The organism is Roseovarius sp. CAU 1744 (assembly GCF_039839345.1).
Classification (GTDB): Bacteria; Pseudomonadota; Alphaproteobacteria; order Rhodobacterales; family Rhodobacteraceae; genus Roseovarius.
Map to the genome: position 1 here is coordinate 183354 of NZ_JBDOQV010000009.1, position 21080 is coordinate 204433.

The 21080-nt window shown below is 62.1% G+C and carries 21 protein-coding genes; 13 read left to right on the forward strand and 8 right to left on the reverse strand.

Going from position 1 to position 21080, the window contains the following annotated elements; all coding sequences use genetic code 11:
* Positions 1 to 28: 28 nt before the first annotated feature.
* The 11 genes from AAFO92_RS18470 to AAFO92_RS18520 all read left to right on the forward strand — a co-directional run bounded on the left by AAFO92_RS18470 (position 29) and on the right by AAFO92_RS18520 (position 10327).
* Positions 29 to 2500 carry an FAD-dependent oxidoreductase gene (locus tag AAFO92_RS18470; RefSeq protein WP_347537649.1) on the forward strand — a complete coding sequence of 824 codons (2472 nt, stop codon included), beginning with the start codon at positions 29 to 31 and terminating at the stop codon, positions 2498 to 2500.
* A gap of 237 nt (positions 2501 to 2737) precedes the next feature.
* The gene (locus AAFO92_RS18475) at positions 2738 to 2899 is read left to right on the forward strand and encodes a hypothetical protein (protein ID WP_347537651.1); all 162 of its coding nucleotides are present in this window, start codon (positions 2738 to 2740) and stop codon (positions 2897 to 2899) included.
* Positions 2890 to 3057 (forward strand): hemin uptake protein HemP, encoded by a 168-nt coding sequence (gene hemP, locus AAFO92_RS18480; protein WP_347537653.1) that lies wholly within the window; start codon positions 2890 to 2892, stop codon positions 3055 to 3057. Before AAFO92_RS18475 ends, hemP begins: the two co-directional genes overlap by 10 nt.
* Positions 3054 to 3530, forward strand: coding sequence for a hypothetical protein (locus AAFO92_RS18485; protein WP_347537655.1), 477 nt, complete (start codon positions 3054 to 3056; stop codon positions 3528 to 3530). Before hemP ends, AAFO92_RS18485 begins: the two co-directional genes overlap by 4 nt.
* Before the next feature lie 41 nt (positions 3531 to 3571).
* Positions 3572 to 4822 carry an imelysin family protein gene (locus tag AAFO92_RS18490; RefSeq protein WP_347537763.1) on the forward strand — a complete coding sequence of 417 codons (1251 nt, stop codon included), beginning with the start codon at positions 3572 to 3574 and terminating at the stop codon, positions 4820 to 4822.
* 164 nt (positions 4823 to 4986) lie between these two features.
* On the forward strand, positions 4987 to 6012 hold the full coding sequence (locus tag AAFO92_RS18495; protein WP_347537657.1) for a hypothetical protein: 1026 nt from the start codon (positions 4987 to 4989) through the stop codon (positions 6010 to 6012).
* Between the two features lie 9 nt (positions 6013 to 6021).
* The gene (locus tag AAFO92_RS18500; protein WP_347537659.1) at positions 6022 to 6285 is read left to right on the forward strand and encodes a (2Fe-2S)-binding protein; all 264 of its coding nucleotides are present in this window, start codon (positions 6022 to 6024) and stop codon (positions 6283 to 6285) included.
* Complete coding sequence (gene bfr, locus AAFO92_RS18505) at positions 6264 to 6749, forward strand: bacterioferritin (protein WP_347537661.1); 486 nt, start codon at positions 6264 to 6266, stop codon at positions 6747 to 6749. Before AAFO92_RS18500 ends, bfr begins: the two co-directional genes overlap by 22 nt.
* Entirely contained in the window at positions 6721 to 8250 is a 1530-nt protein-coding gene (locus AAFO92_RS18510; RefSeq protein ID WP_347537663.1) for a di-heme oxidoredictase family protein, read from the forward strand. Before bfr ends, AAFO92_RS18510 begins: the two co-directional genes overlap by 29 nt.
* Positions 8247 to 9257: an imelysin family protein gene (locus AAFO92_RS18515; protein ID WP_347537665.1), complete on the forward strand. Its 1011-nt coding sequence runs from the start codon at positions 8247 to 8249 to the stop codon at positions 9255 to 9257. Before AAFO92_RS18510 ends, AAFO92_RS18515 begins: the two co-directional genes overlap by 4 nt.
* Complete coding sequence (locus tag AAFO92_RS18520) at positions 9257 to 10327, forward strand: DUF1513 domain-containing protein (protein ID WP_347537667.1); 1071 nt, start codon at positions 9257 to 9259, stop codon at positions 10325 to 10327. The genes AAFO92_RS18515 and AAFO92_RS18520 overlap by 1 nt, the downstream gene beginning before the upstream one ends.
* A 186-nt stretch (positions 10328 to 10513) precedes the next feature.
* Here AAFO92_RS18520 and AAFO92_RS18525 read toward each other — a convergent pair whose 3' ends face one another.
* The 7 genes from AAFO92_RS18525 to AAFO92_RS18555 all read right to left on the reverse strand — a co-directional run bounded on the left by AAFO92_RS18525 (position 10514) and on the right by AAFO92_RS18555 (position 16465).
* Positions 10514 to 11644 (reverse strand): patatin-like phospholipase family protein, encoded by a 1131-nt coding sequence (locus AAFO92_RS18525; protein ID WP_347537669.1) that lies wholly within the window; start codon positions 11642 to 11644, stop codon positions 10514 to 10516.
* A 240-nt stretch (positions 11645 to 11884) separates the two neighbouring features.
* Positions 11885 to 12523, reverse strand: coding sequence for a NapC/NirT family cytochrome c (locus AAFO92_RS18530; RefSeq protein WP_347537671.1), 639 nt, complete (start codon positions 12521 to 12523; stop codon positions 11885 to 11887).
* Positions 12523 to 12987 (reverse strand): nitrate reductase cytochrome c-type subunit, encoded by a 465-nt coding sequence (locus AAFO92_RS18535; RefSeq protein ID WP_347537673.1) that lies wholly within the window; start codon positions 12985 to 12987, stop codon positions 12523 to 12525. The genes AAFO92_RS18530 and AAFO92_RS18535 overlap by 1 nt, the downstream gene beginning before the upstream one ends.
* Before the next feature lie 4 nt (positions 12988 to 12991).
* Entirely contained in the window at positions 12992 to 15496 is a 2505-nt protein-coding gene (gene napA / locus AAFO92_RS18540; protein ID WP_347537675.1) for a nitrate reductase catalytic subunit NapA, read from the reverse strand.
* Positions 15474 to 15782, reverse strand: a complete 309-nt coding sequence (locus tag AAFO92_RS18545) for a chaperone NapD (protein ID WP_347537676.1) — start codon at positions 15780 to 15782, stop codon at positions 15474 to 15476. Before AAFO92_RS18545 ends, napA begins: the two co-directional genes overlap by 23 nt.
* Positions 15779 to 16264, reverse strand: coding sequence for a ferredoxin-type protein NapF (gene napF / locus AAFO92_RS18550; protein WP_347537677.1), 486 nt, complete (start codon positions 16262 to 16264; stop codon positions 15779 to 15781). Before napF ends, AAFO92_RS18545 begins: the two co-directional genes overlap by 4 nt.
* A 21-nt stretch (positions 16265 to 16285) precedes the next feature.
* Positions 16286 to 16465 carry a periplasmic nitrate reductase, NapE protein gene (locus AAFO92_RS18555; protein ID WP_347537678.1) on the reverse strand — a complete coding sequence of 60 codons (180 nt, stop codon included), beginning with the start codon at positions 16463 to 16465 and terminating at the stop codon, positions 16286 to 16288.
* 398 nt (positions 16466 to 16863) lie between these two features.
* Between AAFO92_RS18555 and AAFO92_RS18560 the strand changes: the two genes are divergently transcribed.
* Positions 16864 to 18282, forward strand: coding sequence for a hypothetical protein (locus AAFO92_RS18560; RefSeq protein ID WP_347537680.1), 1419 nt, complete (start codon positions 16864 to 16866; stop codon positions 18280 to 18282).
* Between the two features lie 21 nt (positions 18283 to 18303).
* The gene (locus AAFO92_RS18565) at positions 18304 to 20049 is read left to right on the forward strand and encodes a hypothetical protein (RefSeq protein ID WP_347537682.1); all 1746 of its coding nucleotides are present in this window, start codon (positions 18304 to 18306) and stop codon (positions 20047 to 20049) included.
* Here AAFO92_RS18565 and AAFO92_RS18570 read toward each other — a convergent pair.
* Complete coding sequence (locus AAFO92_RS18570) at positions 19941 to 21080, reverse strand: CoA-binding protein (RefSeq protein ID WP_347537684.1); 1140 nt, start codon at positions 21078 to 21080, stop codon at positions 19941 to 19943. The two genes, AAFO92_RS18565 and AAFO92_RS18570, sit on opposite strands and share 109 nt — an antisense overlap.

Here is a 21080-nt window from a genome sequence, read left to right on the forward strand (position 1 = left end):
CGCCGCCCAATATCAAGAGGAATACCCCATGTCTGACAATCTGGCCCAATCGACCCTGAACATCCAGAAAGATGAAAGCGCCCGTGGCAAGCCGCTTCCGTCGCATGCCAAGGTGGTCGTCATCGGTGGCGGCGTGGTGGGATGTTCGATCCTGTTTCACCTGGCCAAGTTCGGCTGGAAGGATGTGGTTCTTGTGGAACGTAACGAGCTGACCTCTGGCTCCAGCTGGCACGCGGCGGGCCAGATCCACACGATCAGCTCGGACCCCAACATCTCGCGCCTGCAAAGCTACACGATCGGGCTTTACAAGGAGATCGAAGAGCTTTCGGGCCAGTCCGTGGGCCTGCACATGACCGGCGGTTTCTACCTGGCGTCGAACAAGACCTGGTATGACTACCTCAAGCGGGAACGGTCCAAGGCGCGCTACATGGGGCTGCAACAGGAATGGATCAGCCCCAAGGAACTGGCCGAACGGCACCCGCTGATTGATCCCAAACATTACCTGGCGGCGCTGTGGGACGAGCAGGATGGTGATCTTGATCCGTCGGGCACGACCTATGCCTTTGCCAAGGCGGCGCGGCATTATGGTGCCCAGTATTTCACCCACACCCCGGCCACCGAAACCACGCAGCGCCTGGACGGCACTTGGGACGTGGTCACGCCGCGCGGCACGATCAATGCCGAATTCATCGTCAATTGCGGCGGCCTCTGGGCGCGCGAGGTCGGGCGGATGGGCGGCTTTACCCCGCCGGTGCAGCCGATGGAGCACCATTACCTGATCACCGAACGCATCGACGAGATCGCGAATGCGGGCCGCCGTTTGCCTTGCGGTATCGACTATGAGGCCAATATCTATTTCCGTCAGGAACGCGACGGGATGCTTCTGGGCACTTACGAGCCCGTGGGCGTGCCGTGGAAGGTGGCGGGTACCCCGTGGGAATTCGGCCACGAGTTGCTGCCGCCCAACCTGGAACATATCGCAGATCGGCTGGAACTGGGGTTCGAACGCATCCCGGCGCTGGCCAATGCCGGGATCAAGGACGCGATCAATGGCCCGTTCACCTTTGGCCCCGACGGCAACCCGATGATCGGCCCGGTACCGGGGATGCACAATTACTGGTGCGCCGTCGGTGTCATGGCCGGTTTTTGCCAGGGCGGCGGTGTCGGCCTGACGATGGCCGAATGGATGATCGACGGCGAGCCGTCCATTGACGTCTGGGCGATGGATGTGGCGCGTTTCGGCAAATGGGCCTCGCCGGATTGGGGCACGGTCAAGTCGACCGAGAATTACGAACGCCGCTTCGTGATGACCTTCCCCAACGAAACCCTGCCCAAGGGCCGCCGCCAGCAGACCACCGCGCTTTATGACCGGCTGATCGCCAAGGGCGCGCGGATGGGTCAGGCCTTTGGCCTGGAGCACGCGCTGTGGTTCGCCGACGGGCCCGAGGATGCCTGGGAAGACCCGACATTCGAACGCAACCGCAGCCACGATTATGTCGCGCGCGAAGTCGAAGCCGTGCGCACCGGCGTGGCGGGGATCGAGCTTGCCAATTTCGCCAAGCACGAGATCCGGGGCACCGGCGCGCGCGACTGGCTGAACCGGACGATGGCGGGCCATATCCCGCAGCCGGGGCGCATTACGCTGACGCCGATGCTGACCGGGAAGGGCCGTCTTTACGGCGATCTGACTGTGGCCTGCCTGGGGGACGATCACTTCATGCTGTTCGGGTCGGGTGCGATGCAGGATGCGCATACGCGGTTCTGGGCCCGGACGCTGCCGCAGGGCGTGACCCATGAAAACCAGACCGGCGACTGGCACGGCATTGCCATCTCGGGCCCGAAATCCCGCGACCTACTGGCGCGTATCACCCGCGATGACGTATCGGCAGAGGCGTTCAAGTTCCGTGACTGCCGCAAGACCTTCGTGGGCGGTGTACCGGTGATCCTGAACCGGATCAGCTTCTCGGGAGAGCTGGGTTACGAGATCTATTGCCGCCCGCAATACCTGATCCGCCTGGCCGAGGCGGTCGAAGAGGCAGGCGCCGATCTGGGCTATCGATGGTATGGGAACCGCGCGCTGATGTCCTTGCGGCTGGAGAAGGGCTGGGGTGCGTGGTCGCTGGAATTCCGCCCGGATTTCAATGCGGTCGAATCGGGCATGGACGCGTTCATCAACTGGAACAAATCTTTCGTAGGCAAGGAAGCCACCGAGAAATTCAAGGCCGAAGGCACCGGCCGCAAGCTGGTGACACTGACCATCGACACCGACATCGACGTGTCGCTGGACGAGGCCGTTCTGAAAGACGGCAAGGCGATCGGTTACATCACCTCTGGCGGATACGCCCATCACGTGGGCAAATCCATGGCCCTTGCCTATGTCAGCACGGAGAATGCCGCGCCGGGGACCAGGGTTGATGTCGAGATTCTGGGTGAACCATATCCGGCCGAGGTTCAGGGCGCCCCGCTATATGATCCCGATGGATCGCGGATGCGCGGCTGAATCGGCCCAATCGAACAGACTCTAACGGCGGTTCCGATATCCCCCATCGTTCGATCCGGCCCGGCACCTGAAAGTGCCGGGTCGTTTGCCATTTTGGCGGCGCGTTATCCGCTTATTATCTGACTAAAAAAGTCAGATTGACAATTCTTACTAAATAACTCAGTTTATCACTATCCAGCCAACCCGCTGATTCCGGGATAGCCAAAAATCAGATGAATCTTGAACGTGGAGGAACTGATGCTCGTCCTGGCCCATGACCTTGATCCCATGGTTTACAACGAACGATCGCGCGCCGCGCTGATCTGTGCAGCATTCGAAAGCGCTATTCCGTCTTTTTTCAGCCTCGAACATTGCCTCGATGCGGTCGAGCGGAACGAATGGAGCGGGCTATGGTGGTAAGCGTGGCAAAGGCAACCCGGTATTTCCCCGAGGACACCCTGCCTCTTTACGAGGCGCTCGACCTGACCAAGGGGGGAGATCTTGCAAAAATCAAGCTCGACGACCAGTTCTACACGCTGCGCATCACCCGTGCCGGCAAGCTGATCCTGACCAAATGACCGCGCCCCTGTCATATCGCGGCGGCGCGCCGGTAGGTCACCTGTCAGAGTTGGGGCCGGTCGAGGCCGGCGCGATTTTCTATCTGCGCCTCTGGAGCGACGGGCGGGATGCGCAAAGCCTGGTCTGGAACGATTTTGCAACGGCACTGGGGCCGGAAAACGGCCGTAAGGCGCTGAAGTCCTTTGAAGCTCTCTGTACCCTTTGTGCAAGGCACGGCCGGCGACCGCTGATGCGTCACAGCCTGACCTGCAAATGCGTGGGCGCGGATGAATCCTGTTTTGCCAATTTCATCGGGTATGCCAGCGAAGGCGCGCGTGAAGATGCCATGCTGATGGCCACCAACCTGGTGCGCCCCGACATGGCGCCCGTGATTGTCGGCCTGGCCGAGGATTTCGGCATCGCGCTGAAACGCATGGCTATCGCGCCAACCCGCTTCGTCGAAAAACCCGCGGAAAATGCCGTGTATCACTGACCAAGGAAGACCTTATGAAACACTACAAACTGGCCACTGGCATGCTGTCGTTCAGCGTTGCGTTCGGAACCGCCGCCGCCGCCGATGAGGGCGTGTCCAAATCGGCCGTTCTGGAAAACTACGCGAACATCGCCGAGGCCAAGTACGCCGATAGCCTGGCGACCGCGAAATCCCTGCAGGCGGCGGTTGACGCGTTGGTCGCAGCCCCCTCGGCAGAGGCGCTGGCAGCGGCGAAGCAGGCATGGCTTGCCGCCCGCGTGCCCTATCAGCAGACAGAGGTCTATCGTTTCGGCAACGCCATCGTCGATGACTGGGAAGGCAAGGTGAATGCCTGGCCGCTGGACGAGGGGCTGATTGACTATGTCGATGCAGGGTATGGCGGGCCGTCGGACGAAAATGCCTTTGCCGTGCTGAACGTCGTGGCGAACCCGTCCTTTACTCTGTCCGGCGAGACGGTCGATGCGGCCAAGATCACGCCGGAACTGCTGTCCGAGACCCTGCACGAGGCGGATGGAATAGAGGCCAACGTGGCCACGGGTTATCACGCCATCGAATTCCTGCTCTGGGGTCAGGATCTGAACGGGCATGGGCCCGGGGCGGGGAACCGGCCCTGGACCGACTACGCGACCGGAGGTGACTGCACCGGTGGCCATTGCGACCGCCGCGCTGCCTATCTGAAATCCGCGACGGACCTGCTGGTCAGCGATCTGGAATGGATGACGGCGCAATGGGCCCAAGGGGGCGACGCGCGCGGCAACCTCATGGCGGATGAGGATGCCGGCATATCGACCATCCTGACCGGGATGGGGTCGCTGTCCTACGGTGAACAGGCCGGTGAAAGAATGCGCCTTGGCCTGATGCTGAACGACCCCGAGGAAGAGCATGACTGTTTCTCGGACAATACCCATAACAGCCACTACTACGACGGTCTGGGCGTGCAGAATGTCTATCTGGGTGAATATGTCCGGATCGACGGTTCCCTGGTGTCCGGCGCATCGCTGTCGGATCTGGTCGCGGCGGCGGATTCCGACCTGGATGTCGAGATGCAGACAAAGCTGGCGGGCACCATGCAGGCCCTGGGCCGGATCAAGACCGCGGCCGAGGCCGGGTTCAGCTATGACCAGATGCTTGAGGCAGGAAACGAGGCCGGTGAGGCGCTGGTAATGGGCGGTGTCAACGGCCTGATCGACCAGACCCGTTCCATCGAACGTGTTGTCGCGACGCTTGGCCTGGGCAATGTCGAATTCGAGGGCTCGGACAGTCTCGATAACCCGGGCGCAGTCTTTCAATGACACACCCATTGCGCTGCCCGGTTCGGCTTCGGCCGACCGGGCGAGAGATCAAGTCGCAAACACCATCTGGACATCGCAACACGAAACGCAATAAGAGGCGTTACGATATAACATAACTTACGGGCGGAGTTTCCTGCCCTTACAACCCGGAAATGGACAAATACATGATGCGATCCACCCTGCTTCTTGCAGCATCCGCAACCGTCATCGGCGCCGCCGCCAACGCACAAGAAACCTCGTCGCCGTTCTCGGCTGAATTCTCTGTCGAACTGCAAAGCGATTTCACCTTCGATTCCTCCGATCCGGCAGCGGAAATCAACAACACATACGCCACCATCGAAGGCGCGCTTTCGTTTTCGTTCACCCGGAACACATCGTTGAACGCGACCCTGTTGATCGAACAGGTCATGGATCCGACCAGTGACAGTTTCCTGGAAGATCACGGATTTTACGCCGAAGAGCTGTTCTTTGCCCATGATTTCGGCAAGGCGCAGGTGGTCCTGGGCAAGTTCAACCCCGCTTTCGGCTCGGCCTGGGACGTCGCGCCGGGGATCTATGGCGCGGATTTCGCCGAAGATTACGAGATCACCGAGAAACTCGGCGCGGCCGTGGTCGTGCCCTTTGCCGCCGGTGCCGGCGAGCATGAGCTGTCCTTCGCCGTCTTTCAGGCCGATCGCACAATCCTGAGCGATTCCATCGGCACCGAACGCGGCCAGAACAGCCTGCCGGCGGGTGGCGTGTCGAATACCAGCAGCCCGGAATCCGTGGCGTTGTCCGTGGCGGGTACCTTCGGGGCAACGGGGTATAATGTCGGCATCCAGTATCAGGCGAAAGGCCGCGGCGATGCAGCCGATCAGACCGGCGCGGTGCTTGGCCTGACCCATACGGTCGAGACCGGTTCCTTTCCGCTGGAACTGCTGGCCGAGGTCGCGTGGTTCGACGAGTTTGACGGCACGCGCGATTCGGCCAGCTATGGCACCCTGGGACTGGCCGCGCCGGTTGGTCCGGTGACGGTGTCGGCCGTCTATTCGCTGCGCGACGTACAGACCATGCCAACCGATCACCTGGTTACAGTCTCTGCCGAGATGGAGCTGTTCGAGAACTTCACCGGCGCCATCGGCTATCGCTACGGCGACGAGGGCGGGGAAGACAGCCACACCATCGGCACGCTTTTTGCCTATGAATTCTGAGGAAGAAACATGATCGTCTGCCACTGTCAGAATATCGCAGATCACGACATTCACGCCGCGATCGACTGGATGCGGGCCGCCGACAGTGAGGCCCTCATCACCCCCGGAAGGATCTATCACGCGCTTGGCAAGGCAGCGGATTGCGGCGGATGTATGCCGCTGTTTCTGGCCACGATGCGAAACAATGATAATCTGGAAGTACCCATGGAACTCCGTGGCCTCAAGCCACGGGCAACACAGGAAAACAAGATATGCAGGGCGACAGCAAGGTAATTGATTATCTCAACAAGGCATTGCGCCACGAATTGACCGCGGTCAGCCAGTACTGGCTGCACTACCGTCTGCAGGATGATTGGGGCCTGGGCCGGATGGCCAAGAAAAGCCGCGAGGAAAGCATCGAAGAGATGGAACACGCCGACAAGCTGATCGAGCGGATCATCTTTCTGGGCGGACATCCGAACCTGCAAAAGCTCGATCCGCTCAGGATCGGGCAGAACCCGAAGGAGACGCTGGAATGCGATCTTGCGGCCGAACAATCCGCAAGGGCGCTCTACAAGGAGGCGCGCGATGTCTGCAACGATGCGGGCGACTATGTCACGATGAAGCTCTTCGAAGACCTGATGGCCGACGAAGAAGGGCATATCGACTTCCTTGAAACCCAACTTGAACTCTTCGAGTCGCTCGGTGCCGAGAAATATGCGCAACTTAATGCCACCCCCATGGACGAGGCTGAGTAGCCTTGTGTTTCTGGCGGCCGGGCTTGCCCCGGCTGCCAATGCCGGTCCGCCGGACGAACCGCATCTGAACATCATCCCCAGAACCGCAGTGGAACAGGCAAGGGTCGACAAGGTTCTTGCGCTGCCGGCGGATTTCAGCGAACCACAGCAATTCGAAGAACTTTCGGCGGGGGCGGCGACCGTGCGTGTACGGGCAAATGCCGACGCCTTCTCGCAGCCATCGGCCAACATGCCCTTCGCGGATGAGCTGGATTTCAAGGTGGGCAACGGGCTATTTCGCAAGCTCTGGGTGTCGTCGCCCTCTTCGACCCTGGCCTCCGACGGGCTGGGCCCGCTTTACAACGCCCGGTCCTGTCAGCGCTGTCACCTGAAGGACGGGCGCGGCCATCCGCCGGAGGGGCAGGATGACAATGCCATCTCGATGTTCCTGCGCGTGTCGATCCCCGGCGGAGAGGCGGACCGCATGGCCGAGATCGAAGGCTATATCGCCACCGCGCCGGACCCGGTCTATGGCTCGCAATTGCAGGATTTCAGCCTGCCCGGTCACGCCGCCGAGTACCGGCTGCAGATCGACTATCAGGAAATCGACGTTCCGCTTTCGGAGGGTGAGGTCGCCCATCTGCGCCGTCCGGCTTACAGGGCCGCCGATCTGGGCTATGGCCCGCTTCACCCCGATGCCATGCTGAGCCCGCGCATTGCCCCGCAGATGATCGGGCTGGGCCTGCTCGAGGCGATCCCGGCCGTGGACATCTTGGCCGGCGCTGACCCGGATGATGCCGATGGTGATGGAATCTCGGGCCGGGCGAATATCGTCTGGTCGGTGGAACATGACCAGCCAATGCTGGGGCGCTTTGGCCTCAAGGCGGGGGCACCCACGGTCCGGCATCAATCGGCTGCGGCATTTGCGGGGGATCTGGGCATCTCGACCCCGCTTTTTCCCGCGGCCTGGGGCGAATGCACCGCCGCGCAGTCCGATTGCCGCGCCGCGCCGCACGGGGACGGCGACGAACGTATCCACGAGATCGGGGCCGAGGGGCTGGACCTGGTGACATTCTACAGCCGCAATCTGGGCGTGCCCGCCCGGCGCGACGCGGACGATCCGCAGGTGCTGCGCGGCAAGAAGATGTTCTATGACACCGGCTGTACTTCGTGCCACCGCCCTGCCTATGTCACCCACCGCCTGGCGGATCAGCCGGAACAGAGTTTTCAACTGATCTGGCCCTACACCGACATGCTGCTGCACGACATGGGAGACGGTCTGGCCGACAACCGCCCCGAGGCACGCGCGACCGGACGTGAATGGCGCACCCCGCCGCTTTGGGGCATAGGTCTGACGCAGCAGGTCTCGGGCCACAGCTACTTTCTGCATGACGGGCGGGCGCGTTCACTGCTGGAGGCGGTGTTGTGGCACGGCGGTGAGGCCGCGTCGCACCGCGACAGCGTGATCGACATGCCTGCTGCCGACCGGACGGCGCTGATACGATTCCTGGAGAGCCTATGAGAACCCTGTGCTGCATGTTCCTGTTGTGCATCGTCCTGCCAGTGACGGCCAACGCTGACCGGAATGCCGAGTTGATCCGCAATATCGTCGAAGAGGAAATCATCGGCGGGTTCGATGCGCTCGAAACCGCCGCCGAACGGTTGGCCGATACTGCCGCCGAAACTTGTGCGGGTGCCGATCTGACGGCGGCTTATTCCAAGGCCTTCCGGGCATGGATCCGTGTCAGCCATCTGCGTTTCGGCCCCTCGGAAGAGGACAACCGGGCCTTTGCGCTGACCTTCTGGCCGGACCCCCGGGGAAGCACGCCGAAGACCTTGCGCAAACTTCTGTCGGACCAAGGGGAAGCCGCGCCGGACGTTGCGGCCTATCGCAATATCTCGGTTGCGGCGCGGGGGTTTCATGCGCTGGATTATCTTCTTGGTGATCCCGATCTCCGGTCCCGCCGGCAGGAGGACAGGTATTGCGCCCTGGTTGCGGTGATCGCTCAGGACATATTTGCAACGGCCCGCGATCTGGCCCGTGCCTGGCGGTCATATGCTCCGGGGCTGATTGACCCGGGCAAAGATACCCCGTACCGGACGCAGCAAGAAGTGTTGCAGGTGCTTTACAAATCCGCCCGAACCGGGCTGCAGTTTACCGCCGACATGCGTTTTGGCCGGCCCCTGGGTACAGTTGAAAAGCCGCGCCCCAAGCGGGCCGAGGCCTGGCGGTCGGGGCTCAGCCAGATCCTGGCGGGCGAGGCGGTTGCCGGCAGCGGCGGGCTGGCGCTGAAACTGGCGCGCGACAATCCCGACCTGATGAAACGGCTGGACAATTCCCTAAGCCGTTTTGCCGCCGGCATGGCGGCGCTGGATGATCCGGTATTCATGGGTGTCCTGACACCGCAGGGCCGGTTCAGGATCGAGGTGCTGCTGACCGAGCTCAACGGCATCCGCCGCATCGTCGATCGGGATCTGGGCCCAAACCTTGGCGTGGCGGCCGGGTTCAACGCGCTGGATGGCGACTGATGAGAACCCGCCGTGCTTTCCTTGCCGGGATGTTGGCCACCGGCATTATCCCGCGCCCGGGCTGGGCCGACGTGGGCAACCCGGCATATCTGTCCGCTGCGCGGCGCCCGGCGGGTGATTTCGCGCTGCTTGGCCTTGATCGTCAGGGCAGGGCGGTGTTCGATCTTCCCCTGCCTGCGCGTGGACATGCCGCAGCGGCGCATCCCACGCTCCCTCTGGCTGTTGCCTTTGCGCGCCGCCCCGGACGTTTTGCCATCGTGATGGATTGCCTGACCAAGACCATCATCGCCCGGCTGGAGACGCCGCCCCACCGCCATTTCTACGGTCACGGCGCATTTTCGGGTGATGGCCGGTATCTTTTCACGACCGAGAACGATTTTGATGCCGCGCGCGGTATGGTTGGCGTCTGGGACAGCCAGAATGATTTTCGCCGCGTCGGCGAGTTTCCCTCGGGTGGGGTCGGTCCGCATGATATTCGCTTTCTGCACGATCATCAGACGCTTGTCGTGGCGAATGGCGGGATCGAGACCCACCCCGATACCGGCCGCGCCAAGTTGAACCTGCCAGATATGCGCCCGAACCTCAGCTACCTGACACCGGATGGTGCGTTGCTGGATCAATTCGAACCGCCCGGCGAATGGCACATGAACTCGATGCGCCACCTTGCCGTCAGCGCCGAAGGCCGCGTCGCCGTTGCCTGCCAGTGGCAGGGCGATCCGGTCGATGTCCCGCCCTTGCTGGCAACCCATGTGCCGGGTGGCGGGCTACGGTTTCACCGCACCGGGCCGGAACGGGATATGCAGGGTTATGTCGGCAGCGTCGCGTTTTCCGGCGGTGGGGAGGCCATCGCGTTTACCGGTCCGCGCGGCGGCCTTGCCGGACGGATCGACCTGGGCGGCCGGTTGCAGCACACGATCACGGCACCGGATATCTGCGGGGTTGCGCCGCTGGCGGCCGGGTTTGTCTTTACCACCGGGACGGGCGATGTGCTGGCAGATCGCAAGGCACATACGGAGAGGCTGTCGCGACACGACTGTGCCTGGGACAATCACCTGGTACCGGTCGGCTGACAGCTTGACCTGCTGTGCAGGCCCGGGCCGGTCTTGCGCCGCGCTATGGTGCCCCTTGTGACATCGCGCGGCCAGCGGTGATCCGGTTCTGGTCATCGGTTGCCGGGTTGACCCGGGGCGCAGATGGCCTGCGAAGGGCGGCACGAAAACCCAAGCATCCGAAACCCGCCGATGTCGGCGCAAGCCTCACCGAGTTGGGGGATCCATCAGCAGCGTGTCCAGATCCAACTTCGCGTCGATATAGGCACGTGTCAGGTCATAGATCGGACGAATGATGCCGGGATCGTCAAATCGCCGGAACCGCCTGAGATCGCCTGCCGGAACATCCAGCCCTGCTGATTTCAATTCGGCCTCCTCCAGCGGTAAGTCCAGTCGGAGGAAGGAAAATATCGGGTCGGGTGTCAGGTGATCATCCGCCAGGGATCCGATTTCCGAATTCACGCATATCGGACGCCGCGATTTTCCGAGCCATTGCATCATGGCCAGTGTGTGCTCTTCCGCGTCGCCGACCATGCCGCGCATCGCCAAATAGGCCAGTTGCAGCGGCCAGGCTTTCTCGGCCAGTGCGGGCTTGATCCGTTGCCGGAAACGGCCGGCTCCGACGGACAGAACAAAAAGCTGCTCTTCCCCGACCGGCCAGTTCAGTCCAAAGGCGCTCAGACGCGCGAGCTTCAGCAGGGCGAGGCTGGGATCGTTGTGCGGGGAAAGGCCGCCATCCACGAAAGTCGCCCGCTGGCCGGGACCGATCTGCAGGCTTTGCTGTTCGAAGAAGGTCGGTGCGGCGGTCGCTGCCCGCAGGAGCTGCGCAACCGGGTAATGCCGGTTGCCAAGATACGAACCGTCCGGCGCGTCTTCGAAATAGGGCGCTGTCGGAATGTTGTTGACGATCCAGGGACTGCCGGTATCCAGCCGCTTGGTGACGATCGCCAGATAGGTCCGAAATGCCGGATCACCCAGCAAGATATCCCCGACGGTGCCGCGAAATTCCCGCTCCAGCGCGTCGCTGTCGAAAACGCCGCCCGGCCTGATCCCGCCCAGCCAGCGACGCCGTTCAAAGAATTCGGACGCCTGTTCCAGGTAGAACGCCTTGATCCGAGAGAGCGGCAACCCGAGCGAGAGGGCGGTGGCAATCAAGGCTCCTGTCGATGTTCCGCCGATCAGGTGGAAGATGTCGCAGAGTTGGGTTTCCGGGCCGAACCGTCGCTTGTAGACCGTTTCCGCCGCCTCGAGAAAAGCCACCTCGACGATCCCTCTGACACCGCCGCCGGACAGTGCCAGAATGCGCCGGGGCAGGGTTGTTTCAACCGCGCGCGCCATGTGTCGGGGGCTCATTCGGGGCGCGTGAGCGGGTGTGATCGGCTTCTGTCCCTGTCGCATACGCTCCGGCAATCGCGATCTGAAGTCTAAAGAACACCTGTGTTTGTCCAAGTAAGGGCCGCTGTGGTCTGTGATGGCAACCCTAGGATACTCTCCGACGCGTGGGCAACCTCGGATCGCCTGACAGAGGACAATCCGCCGCTCGGGCGGCAACGGGAGGGTTTGCCCCGGTGTTGCTTATCACTCTGCGGTTGCGCTCAGATAGGATTGAAGCACGCCGGGCGCATCGCGCTCCATCCTGGCCGCCTCGCTCATGTCCGGCAATTCATGCGCGATGCCCTTGTGGCATGAAATACAGGTCTTTTCTCCGGTCAGCAGGAATGTCTCATGGGCTTCGGACGCCCGCTTGCTTTGCAAGGTGATGTCCATGCTCTCGGCCGAATGGCAGTTGCGGCATTCCAGGCTGTCATTGGCCTCGAACCGCGCCCATTCATGCTGCGCCAGTTCGAACCGCTTGGCCTCGAATTTCTCGCGCGTGCTGATCGTGCCGAAAATCTTGCCGTACACCTCCTTCGAGGCGGCCATCTTGCGCGCGATCTTGGACGACCACGCGTGCGGCACATGGCAATCCGGGCAGGTTGCGCGCACGCCGGAGGCATTGGAATAATGCACCGTCGCCTGAAGCTCGGCGAAGACATTATCGCGCATTTCGTGACAGCTGACGCAGAATTTCTCGGTATTTGTCAGTTCAAGCGCGGTGTTGAAACCGCCCCAGAAAATGATGCCCATGACAAAGCCGCCGATCGTCAGAAATCCAAGCGATAGATGGGTTGCGGGTCTGCTCATGACCCGCCAGATTCGCGAAACCATGCGGCGCATTACTGATGGCCCTCCCCGTGCGACTGGATATAGTCCAGCACCTCGTCCACATCGACAAAGCTGTTCTCAAGCTGGGGCCGTGCTTCGGATTGCGGCACATGGCATTGGGTGCAAAAGAACCGCCGCGGTGACACCGAGGCAAGGAACTGTCCGTCGCGATCCATGAAATGCGTGATCGACACCATCGGTGCCTGGCTGATCTCGATCGCCGAGCGCGCGTGACAGGTCAGGCATTGATTGTATTTCAGGTCGATCTGATAGCCGTCGATCTTGTGCGGTATGACTGGCGGTTGTTCGGGATAGTTGCGGACCTGCCGGATATCGGAGTTGACGATCTTGGGGATCACCGGCGCGCTGGCGTTTTCATCCAACGGCGCGCTGCCGCGCAGCGTGGCCAACTGGTTCTCGGCGGATGCCGCCGAGACGGACAATGCAATGAGGGCCGGAATAAGCAGATTTTTCATGATGTTACCCCATCACCGGTTCAATTTTCACAGCGCATTTCTTGAAATCGGTCTGTTTCGAGATCGGATCGGTTGCGTCCAGAGTCACCTTGTTGATCAGTTGGCTGGCGTCGAACCACGGTACGAATACCAGCCCGCGCGGCGGCTGGTTGCGGCCACGGGTTTCGATGCGGGTGATGATTTCGCCGCGTCGCGATGCGACACGTACTTCCGAGCCGCGCCTGAGCCCCTGTGCCCTGGCGTCGTCCGGGTGCATGTAGCACAACGCATCCGGTACCGCCTTGTAAAGTTCAGGCACCCGCTGCGTCATCGAACCCGAATGCCAGTGTTCCAGCACGCGACCGGTTGTCAGCCAGAAAGGGTATTCCGCGTCCGGGCTTTCGGCGGGGGGTTCGTAGGGCAGGGCGAAGATTACCGCGCGCCCATCGGGCTTGCCGTAGAAATCGTAATCCGATCCGGGTTTCGCATAGGGGTCCGACCCCTCCTTGAAGCGCCATAGCGTCTCCTTGCCATCGACCACGGGCCAGCGCAGGCCGCGTTCCTTGTGATAGGTATCGAACGGCGCGAGGTCATGGCCATGGCCGCGCCCGAACTGCGCATATTCCTCGAACAGGCCCTTCTGGATGTAGAAGCCAAAAGCCGCCGCTTCGTGATTGGCGTTGTCCGGGCTCGTATCGCTCAGCGGAAAGGCATCGACCTGCCCGTTGGCAAAGAGCACCTCGTACAGGGTCTTGCCCTTGTAGTCGGGATTGGCATCCAGCAACCCGGGCTCCCAGACCTCGTCGGTGGTGAAGCGCTTGGAAAATTCGACCAGTTGCCACAGATCCGACATGCTTTCACCCGGCGCATCGACCAGTTGATGCCAGAACTGAGTGCGGCGTTCGGCATTGCCATATGCCCCCTCTTTCTCGACCCACATCGCGGTGGGCAGGATCAGGTCCGCGGCCTCGGCGGTGACGGTCGGGTAGGCATCCGAGACGACAATGAAATTGTCGGGATTGCGATAGCCGGGATAGCCTTCTTCCATCATGTTCGGCGCGGCCTGCATGTTGTTGTTCACCTGCACCCAGTAGCAATTGATCTTGCTGTCTTTCAGCAGCCGGTTCTGCAACACCGCGTGGGCACCGACCTTGTCGGGGATCGTCCCCTCGGGCAGTTTCCAGACCTTCTCGGCAAACTTGCGGTGTTCCTCGTTTGTCACCACCAGGTCAGCCGGCAGGCGGTGGGCAAAGGTGCCGACCTCGCGCGCGGTGCCGCAGGCCGAAGGCTGGCCGGTCAGCGAGAAAGGCGAGTTGCCGGGGGTCGAGATTTTGCCCGTCAACAGGTGGATGTTGTAGATCATGTTGTTGACCCAGACCCCGCGGGTGTGCTGGTTCACGCCCATGGTCCACAGCGACATGACCTTGGTGTCCGGGTCGGCATAGATCCTGGCCATTTCCTCGATCCGGTGCGCCGGTACGCCTGACATCTCCTCGGCATATTCCAGCGTGTAGGGCGCCACGAAGGCGGCGAATTCCTCGAATGTCATTTCCGAGGAGCCGCCCACCTTGTCGGCATTGGCGGCCGCCTGCTCCAGCGGATGTTCCGGGCGCAGCCCGTAGCCGATATCGGGGTTGCCGCGCCGGAAGTTCACGTGTTTCCCGACGAAATCGTGGTTCACCGCATCATTCTGAATGAGATAGTTGGCGATATAGTTCAGCAGCACCAGATCGGTCTGCGGGGTGAACACCATCGGCAGGTCGGCCAGGTCGAAACTGCGGTGCTTGAAGGTCGACAGCACCGCCACCCTGACATGCGGGTGGCTGAACTTGCGGTCGGCAAGCCGGGTCCACAGTATCGGGTGCATCTCGGCCATGTTCGAGCCCCACAGCACGAAGGCATCCGCATTCTCGAAATCGTCGTAACAGCCCATCGGCTCGTCGATGCCAAAGGTGCGCATGAAACCGCCCACCGCCGAGGCCATGCAGTGCCGCGCATTGGGGTCGATATTGTTGGAACGGAAACCCGCTTTCATCAGCTTCGAGGCGGCGTATCCCTCCCACACGGTCCACTGGCCCGACCCGAACATGCCGATACCCTTCGGGCCTTTCTCTTTGAGCGTGGCCTTCCATTTCTCGGCCATGATGTCGAAGGCCTCGTCCCACGAGACGGGGGTGAATGCGCCGTTCTTGTCGTAGACCCCGTCGGTTTTCCGCAGAAGCGGCTGGGTCAGCCGATCAGCGCCATACATGATCTTTGACAGAAAATAACCTTTGACGCAGTTCAGGCCCCGGTTCACCTCGGCCTTGCTGTCGCCATGGGTGGCCACGACCCTGCCGGCCTTGGTCGCCACCATGATCGAACAGCCCGTACCGCAAAACCGGCACGGGGCCTTGGACCATTTCAATTCCGTCAGTTCGGCATCAGTGACAAGGTTTTGCGCGGCGGCGGGTACCGCCACACCGGCCGCCGCCGCCGCGGCGGCCACGGCCTGAGCCTTGATTACATCACGACGGGTAAAGTCTGCCATGGCTGTTTTCCTTCCGGTTCGGTGGGGGGGTGGGCGCTTCGGCCAGGGCTTCGGCGTGATGATAGACAAGGGCGGCGCTGACCACGCCGTCCAGAAGCTGAATATTGGTAAGCGCCTGGACGATGGCGCTTTCATCAGGGGTTTCCAGCGTCACGATGATCTTGCCGGAGGCATCAGTATGGGCGATCTCGGCAATGGGCATGGATGTGATCGCGCCTGCCACCTGCCGCACCATCCGCGGCTGCGCAGTGACTAGGAGGCTGGAGATATGCGTCATGCTGGTCATGCGGCCTCTCGTTCCGTCTGTGGCGTCAGCGTGATTGCGGTGACCGGGCAGGCGCCGATGCACATGCCGCAGCCGGTGCAGCGGCTCTGATCGATCCGCAGGGCACCCACCGGGCGCTGCGACAGGTCCAAGGCCAGCGCATCGGTGTCGCAAAAATCCGTACATAACTGGCAAGAGACCCCGGATGTCAGCAAACAGCCGTCGGAAATGGTCAGGCTGACCCGCCACGCCGGTTCGCGTTCGTGGTCAAAAACGCTTTCTGTGCAGGCTGTCGCGCAGTCGCCGCAAAAGGTGCACCCGGTATTCGAGAAATCGACCTTGGGCATGCCCGCGCCGTCAAGTGCCAGGATGCTTTCGGGGCAAGCGGAAACACATGCGTTGCAGGATGTGCACTGCAGCAGGGATTGCGCGCTCACCCAGGGCGGGCGATGCGGTGATGGGTCGGATCGCGGTCTTCCGCGAAGGAATTCCCGTCGGTTCATGGCTGCGCACGCGCTCCCGGCTCAGTGGCTGGGAGGCCCGAGCATGAGCTGGGACATCCAGATCAGAAACCCGTATCCGCCAACCAAGGCGAAACTCAGAATGGGTGCCAGCAAAACCGCGAGGAAAAAGAATATCCGCAGCTCGCCGGCTTTGGATACGGTCTCTGATTGCGCACCGGACTCCTGTTCAAACTGGCTCATGAGAGCCCCCCTGAAGAATCTAGGTTGTGCGCGTTTCCGACCCTACTGTGCGTCGGTCATTTCGATATGTCTAGGATTTTGTTCCCCGCGTATTCCCGAGGCATCTCCTTGCGGTTGCGGCGGTAAATGGACCCCCCGGGAGAAACCGACCGGCTGCCCGATGTCCACGCCGCGTCCGCAGGTTTACCCGGGAATGGCGGTCGTGGCCGCGGTTCCGCGTCATTGCACCACCGACTAGCCGGATTTGCCGTGTTGCCGCAATGGTTGAACGGATAAGGCGCTCTTTTCCGGTCTGATTGTGCTATAATTCGACGGCGCCGGGTACAATTTTCCGCGTAACAGCAATTTTTACTTACGAATTTTTCGGTCGCGTATCCTCAGGATCAGGGAGTGAAAATATGACAGATGAAGGTATTCCGACCAATGATCTGGTTCTCGAAGGGGATTTGGTCATCATTGACGCCGCCGGTGTCGTGCGCTTGCGTCTGGACAGGGAAACCGGTTCGATTTTCGGCCACAACGCTGACGGCGACATGGTGTTCCGCTGGCAGGTGCCGGGCAACAACCTCAGTTTCGGCGGGCATGGGCAGGATGGCGATCTTACCATTTTCGATGGCGGCGCCAATACCGTTGCCGGAACTTCCCAGGCGATCCTGCATGTGAACAGCCAGACCGGAACGCTGCGGATCGGCGGCAGCGGCATTTCGGGCAGGATTCTGGGGCAGGACGGGGATAACACACAAGTATTCCTGCTGGATGCCGAGGCGGGGATCATCATCGTCGGCAATGACGGTCAGGAGGGGTCATTCCTGGCGCAGAACTCATCGGGGCAGACAACCATCCGCATCCAGGCGCAAAACGGCAATATCAATGCCGGTGGCGGTGGCGCCGACGGAGACCTGCTCTTGCGCGGGCCGGACGGTTCGCTGCGGGTCCATCTCAGTGCCGGCGGCCAGCGCATGGAAATCCGTGAACCAAGTGGCGAGATCACCGCGATGATGGGGGGCGATGCGAATATTCGCGCCGGCAGCAATGGACGTTCCGGCAACCTGTTTCTGTATCCCCAGCAGGCGTCGGACATCTTCAACAACGCCCAGGCGTCGATCGTTCTGAACGCAGAGAACGGCAACGCAAGCCTTGGCGGAAGCGCCGGGGACGGCGATGTGCTGTTGCGGGACACGTCGGGCGCAACCCGCGTCCACCTGAGCGCCAGCGACCAGCGGCTGGAAATCCGCGACGGGGATGGCGCGATCACCTCGATGATCGGCGGCGACGCGAATGTCCGGGTCGGCACAAACGGCAGATCCGGGAACATGTACCTGTACCCCCGGGACGCAGAGAATATCTTTGACAATTCCGAGGCGACGATCGAGCTGAATGGCGATGCCGGCGATATCGTTCTGAGCAATGGTGACTGTGCCGAGGAATTCCGGCTGGGAACCGATGCCGCCGCCGAGCCGGGGCAGGTCGTCCGTTTGACCGATGAGGGTGCCATTTGCCCGACGACAACGCCATATGACACGCGGGTTGCCGGTGTCGTGGCCGGTGCCGGCGGGCAACGCCCCGGAATCGTGCTGGGGCGCACAGCTGCCGGGGAAACGGCCGCGCGGGTTGCGTTGATGGGCCAGGTCTATTGTCTGGTCGACGCGGAGCCCGGCAGCATTCACACCGGCGACCTACTGGTCAGCGGTTCGCGCAAGGGCCATGCGATGCGCGCAGACGATCCGGCAAAGGCCTTTGGCGCCGTCATCGGCAAGGCCATGGAGCCGCTTGCCGAAGGTACCGGGCTTGTCCGGATCCTGGTCAATATTTCGTAACCGCAACAAGGGGTTATCAAGATGGATTTTGCCAGGTTCTTGACCGCCAAGCGAAAAGCGGAAAGCGAGTTGCTCAGGCGCCCCGGTGTCACCGGGGTTGGTGTCGGGTGGAAATATGTCGGCGGGAAGCGCACCAATCAGCTGGCGATACGGGTCTATGTCAGCAACAAGCGCGATGTTCCGCCGCCTGAACGTATCCCCGCGCGGTTCGACGGCTTGGTGACCGATGTGGTTCAGCGCCGGGCAAAGCCGATGGTGCTTGCCGCGCCGGTCCCGCAGGCGGCGGCGTCGGTCGATGCCGCGTCCTATGACCCGCTGCGCGGCGGCATCAGCATCGGAAGTTGCCGCGAGATAGATGGCAACGCATTCGCCGGGACGCTGGGATGCCCGGTGGTGGACAGTCAGACCGACGACCCGATGGTGTTGAGCAATTACCACGTGCTTGCGCTGGATCAGATGTTTGCGGTCGGCGACCAGATCGTGCAGCCCTCAGTGCCCGATGCGGGTGCCTGCCCGGACGATGTAATCGGCACGTTGCAGCGCGCGGCGCTTGGCGGGCAGCTGGACGCCGCGGTGGCAACCGCGGCGAACCGCGATACCCGGTGTGAGATCGTCGATATTGGTGCCATTGACGGGACCGGCGTGGCCGATATCGGCATGGAGGTTCGCAAGCGCGGCCGGACCTCCCGGGTAACGTCGGGCACGGTGGATGCCCTCGACGTGACGATCTCCGTCGATTTCGACGGCCTCGGCGCATTCCAGTTCAGCAATCAGATTGAGATCACGTCAGGGGCCAGTTCCCTGGCCGTCGAAGAGGGGCTGTTCATCGCCGGCGAATGGACCAACGCCCCCAGTAGCAGCAGCGGCGACGTGACGGTCGAGCTGAACGAGCAGGGGATCACCGTCACCGGCCCAAACGGATCGCTTACGCATCTGGGCGCGGCAAACACCACCCTGCGCTACATGATCTACGGTGACGACCATGTGCTGATCCTTGACACGTTGGGATCAATCGGCCCGATCACCCGCCGCGTGACATCGGTTGATTTTACCACCGTTCCCCCAAGCGAACGCATGATCCTGACCGGCGGGTCAAGCGGGCCGGACATCCCGGCCCCCGTGGTTCAGTTCAGCCAGGGTGACGGATCGGTCTTCATGATCTACAGCTCGTCCGGAACCCAGCTCCAGAACCTCGCCATGTACGAAAGCCGGAATGGCAACGCGATATTCGCCGGGCCGCCATCCTTCGTCGCGACCGGCGAAACCCGCGGCGAAGCGACCGAGGATTCGCTGATCATCCATTATTCAAGCGGCGGCGTCAGCAGCGAAGCGGTCTTTCAGTTTGCCAATCTGGCAGAGGGCGATCCATTCCTGCTGCCCGGAGATTCCGGATCGGTTGTGGTGGATAACTCGCGGCGTGTGATCGGGCTGCTCTTTGCCGCCAACGAAGAGGAGCGCGACGATAACGGCAATGTGGTGGTGGCCGAGGGTGTGTTTGCATATGCCAATCACATAGAACCGGTGCTGGAGACGCTGGACGTCAGTCTGTGCAGGTCCTCGCCGGGCGGCGGCGCGGGCATCCCGGGCGGGGGTATTCCCGGTGGCGGGCCACCTCCGCCGCATGACTGGAAACTCAGCCTGCGCAACATCGCGGCGGATCATCTGGGCGTGGTGCCGACATTTTCGGTCCGCTCCGACATCCTTGCCGACAGAAACGCCGATAACGCCTCGCTGCGTTCCCGGCTGATCGAAATCATGGTCGCCTGAGGGTTGCAGGGCGTGGCGATGTTGGGCAGCAAGCCGCGCAGCCGCTCTGTGCGCGCCTCGGAAGGCTGAGGTAACGCAAAGCCCGCGGCGCTGAGGTGGTCGGCCAGTATCACGCCCAGTACGCCGGAAACGCAGGTCACCAGCGCACGTCGTCCGGCGGGCATCTGGCCGGAGGCGATCAGTTTCATCGTCTCGAAAAATTCGCTTTCCGAGTTGGCGGATATGATGCCAAGGCGGTCGAGCAACGCCTCCCACGCAGCGCCCAGGCCGGTCATCGAGGCGGTATGGGAGGCGGCAGCCTGTGCGCCGGCCTCGGTCTTGCCGAACTTGATCGCGACGATCGGTTTGCCAAGCGTCAACGCCTTGATCGCCGCCCGGCGCAGGCCCGCGATATCATAAAGCCCCTCGAACGACAGGCCCACGGCCCGCACCCTTGGATCCTCCAGCAGGTAGTCCACACATGCCTCGACCCCGGTGACCGCCTGGTTGCCGCAGCCAACCATATGGGTGATTGGAAGGCTGCGGTCACTGAATACGGCGTCACACAGCAAACCACCGCCCTGGCTGACGATGGCCACGCCGTGCTGAACCTGATGCACGCCGAACTGATCCATCATCGCCGCCATCGGATCGACGTAGTTGACGAGGCCCACGGCATTGGGCCCAAGCAGCGCCATGCCGCCCGCCGCGGCGATGAGGCGCCGTTGCAGATCGTGACCGTCGTCGCCGGTTTCGGCAAATCCGGCGGCATTGCAGACCACCGCCCGGCACCCAGCCTCACGCAATGCCGCAATGGCATCGATTGCGGCCTCGCGCCGGATGGCGACGAAGGCAAGGTCCGGCGCGGCGGGCAAGCTCTGGACCCCGTCCACGCAGGCGAACCCCTCGATCTCATCGTATTTCGGGTTCACGACCCAGGTCTCGCCCGAAAAGCCAAGATCACGGTGATATCTGAGGGCGGGCGTCAGGTTGCGGCCACCGATGAACGCGATCCGGCGGGGGTTGAACAAGGGGTCCAGGTGCTGAGTCAT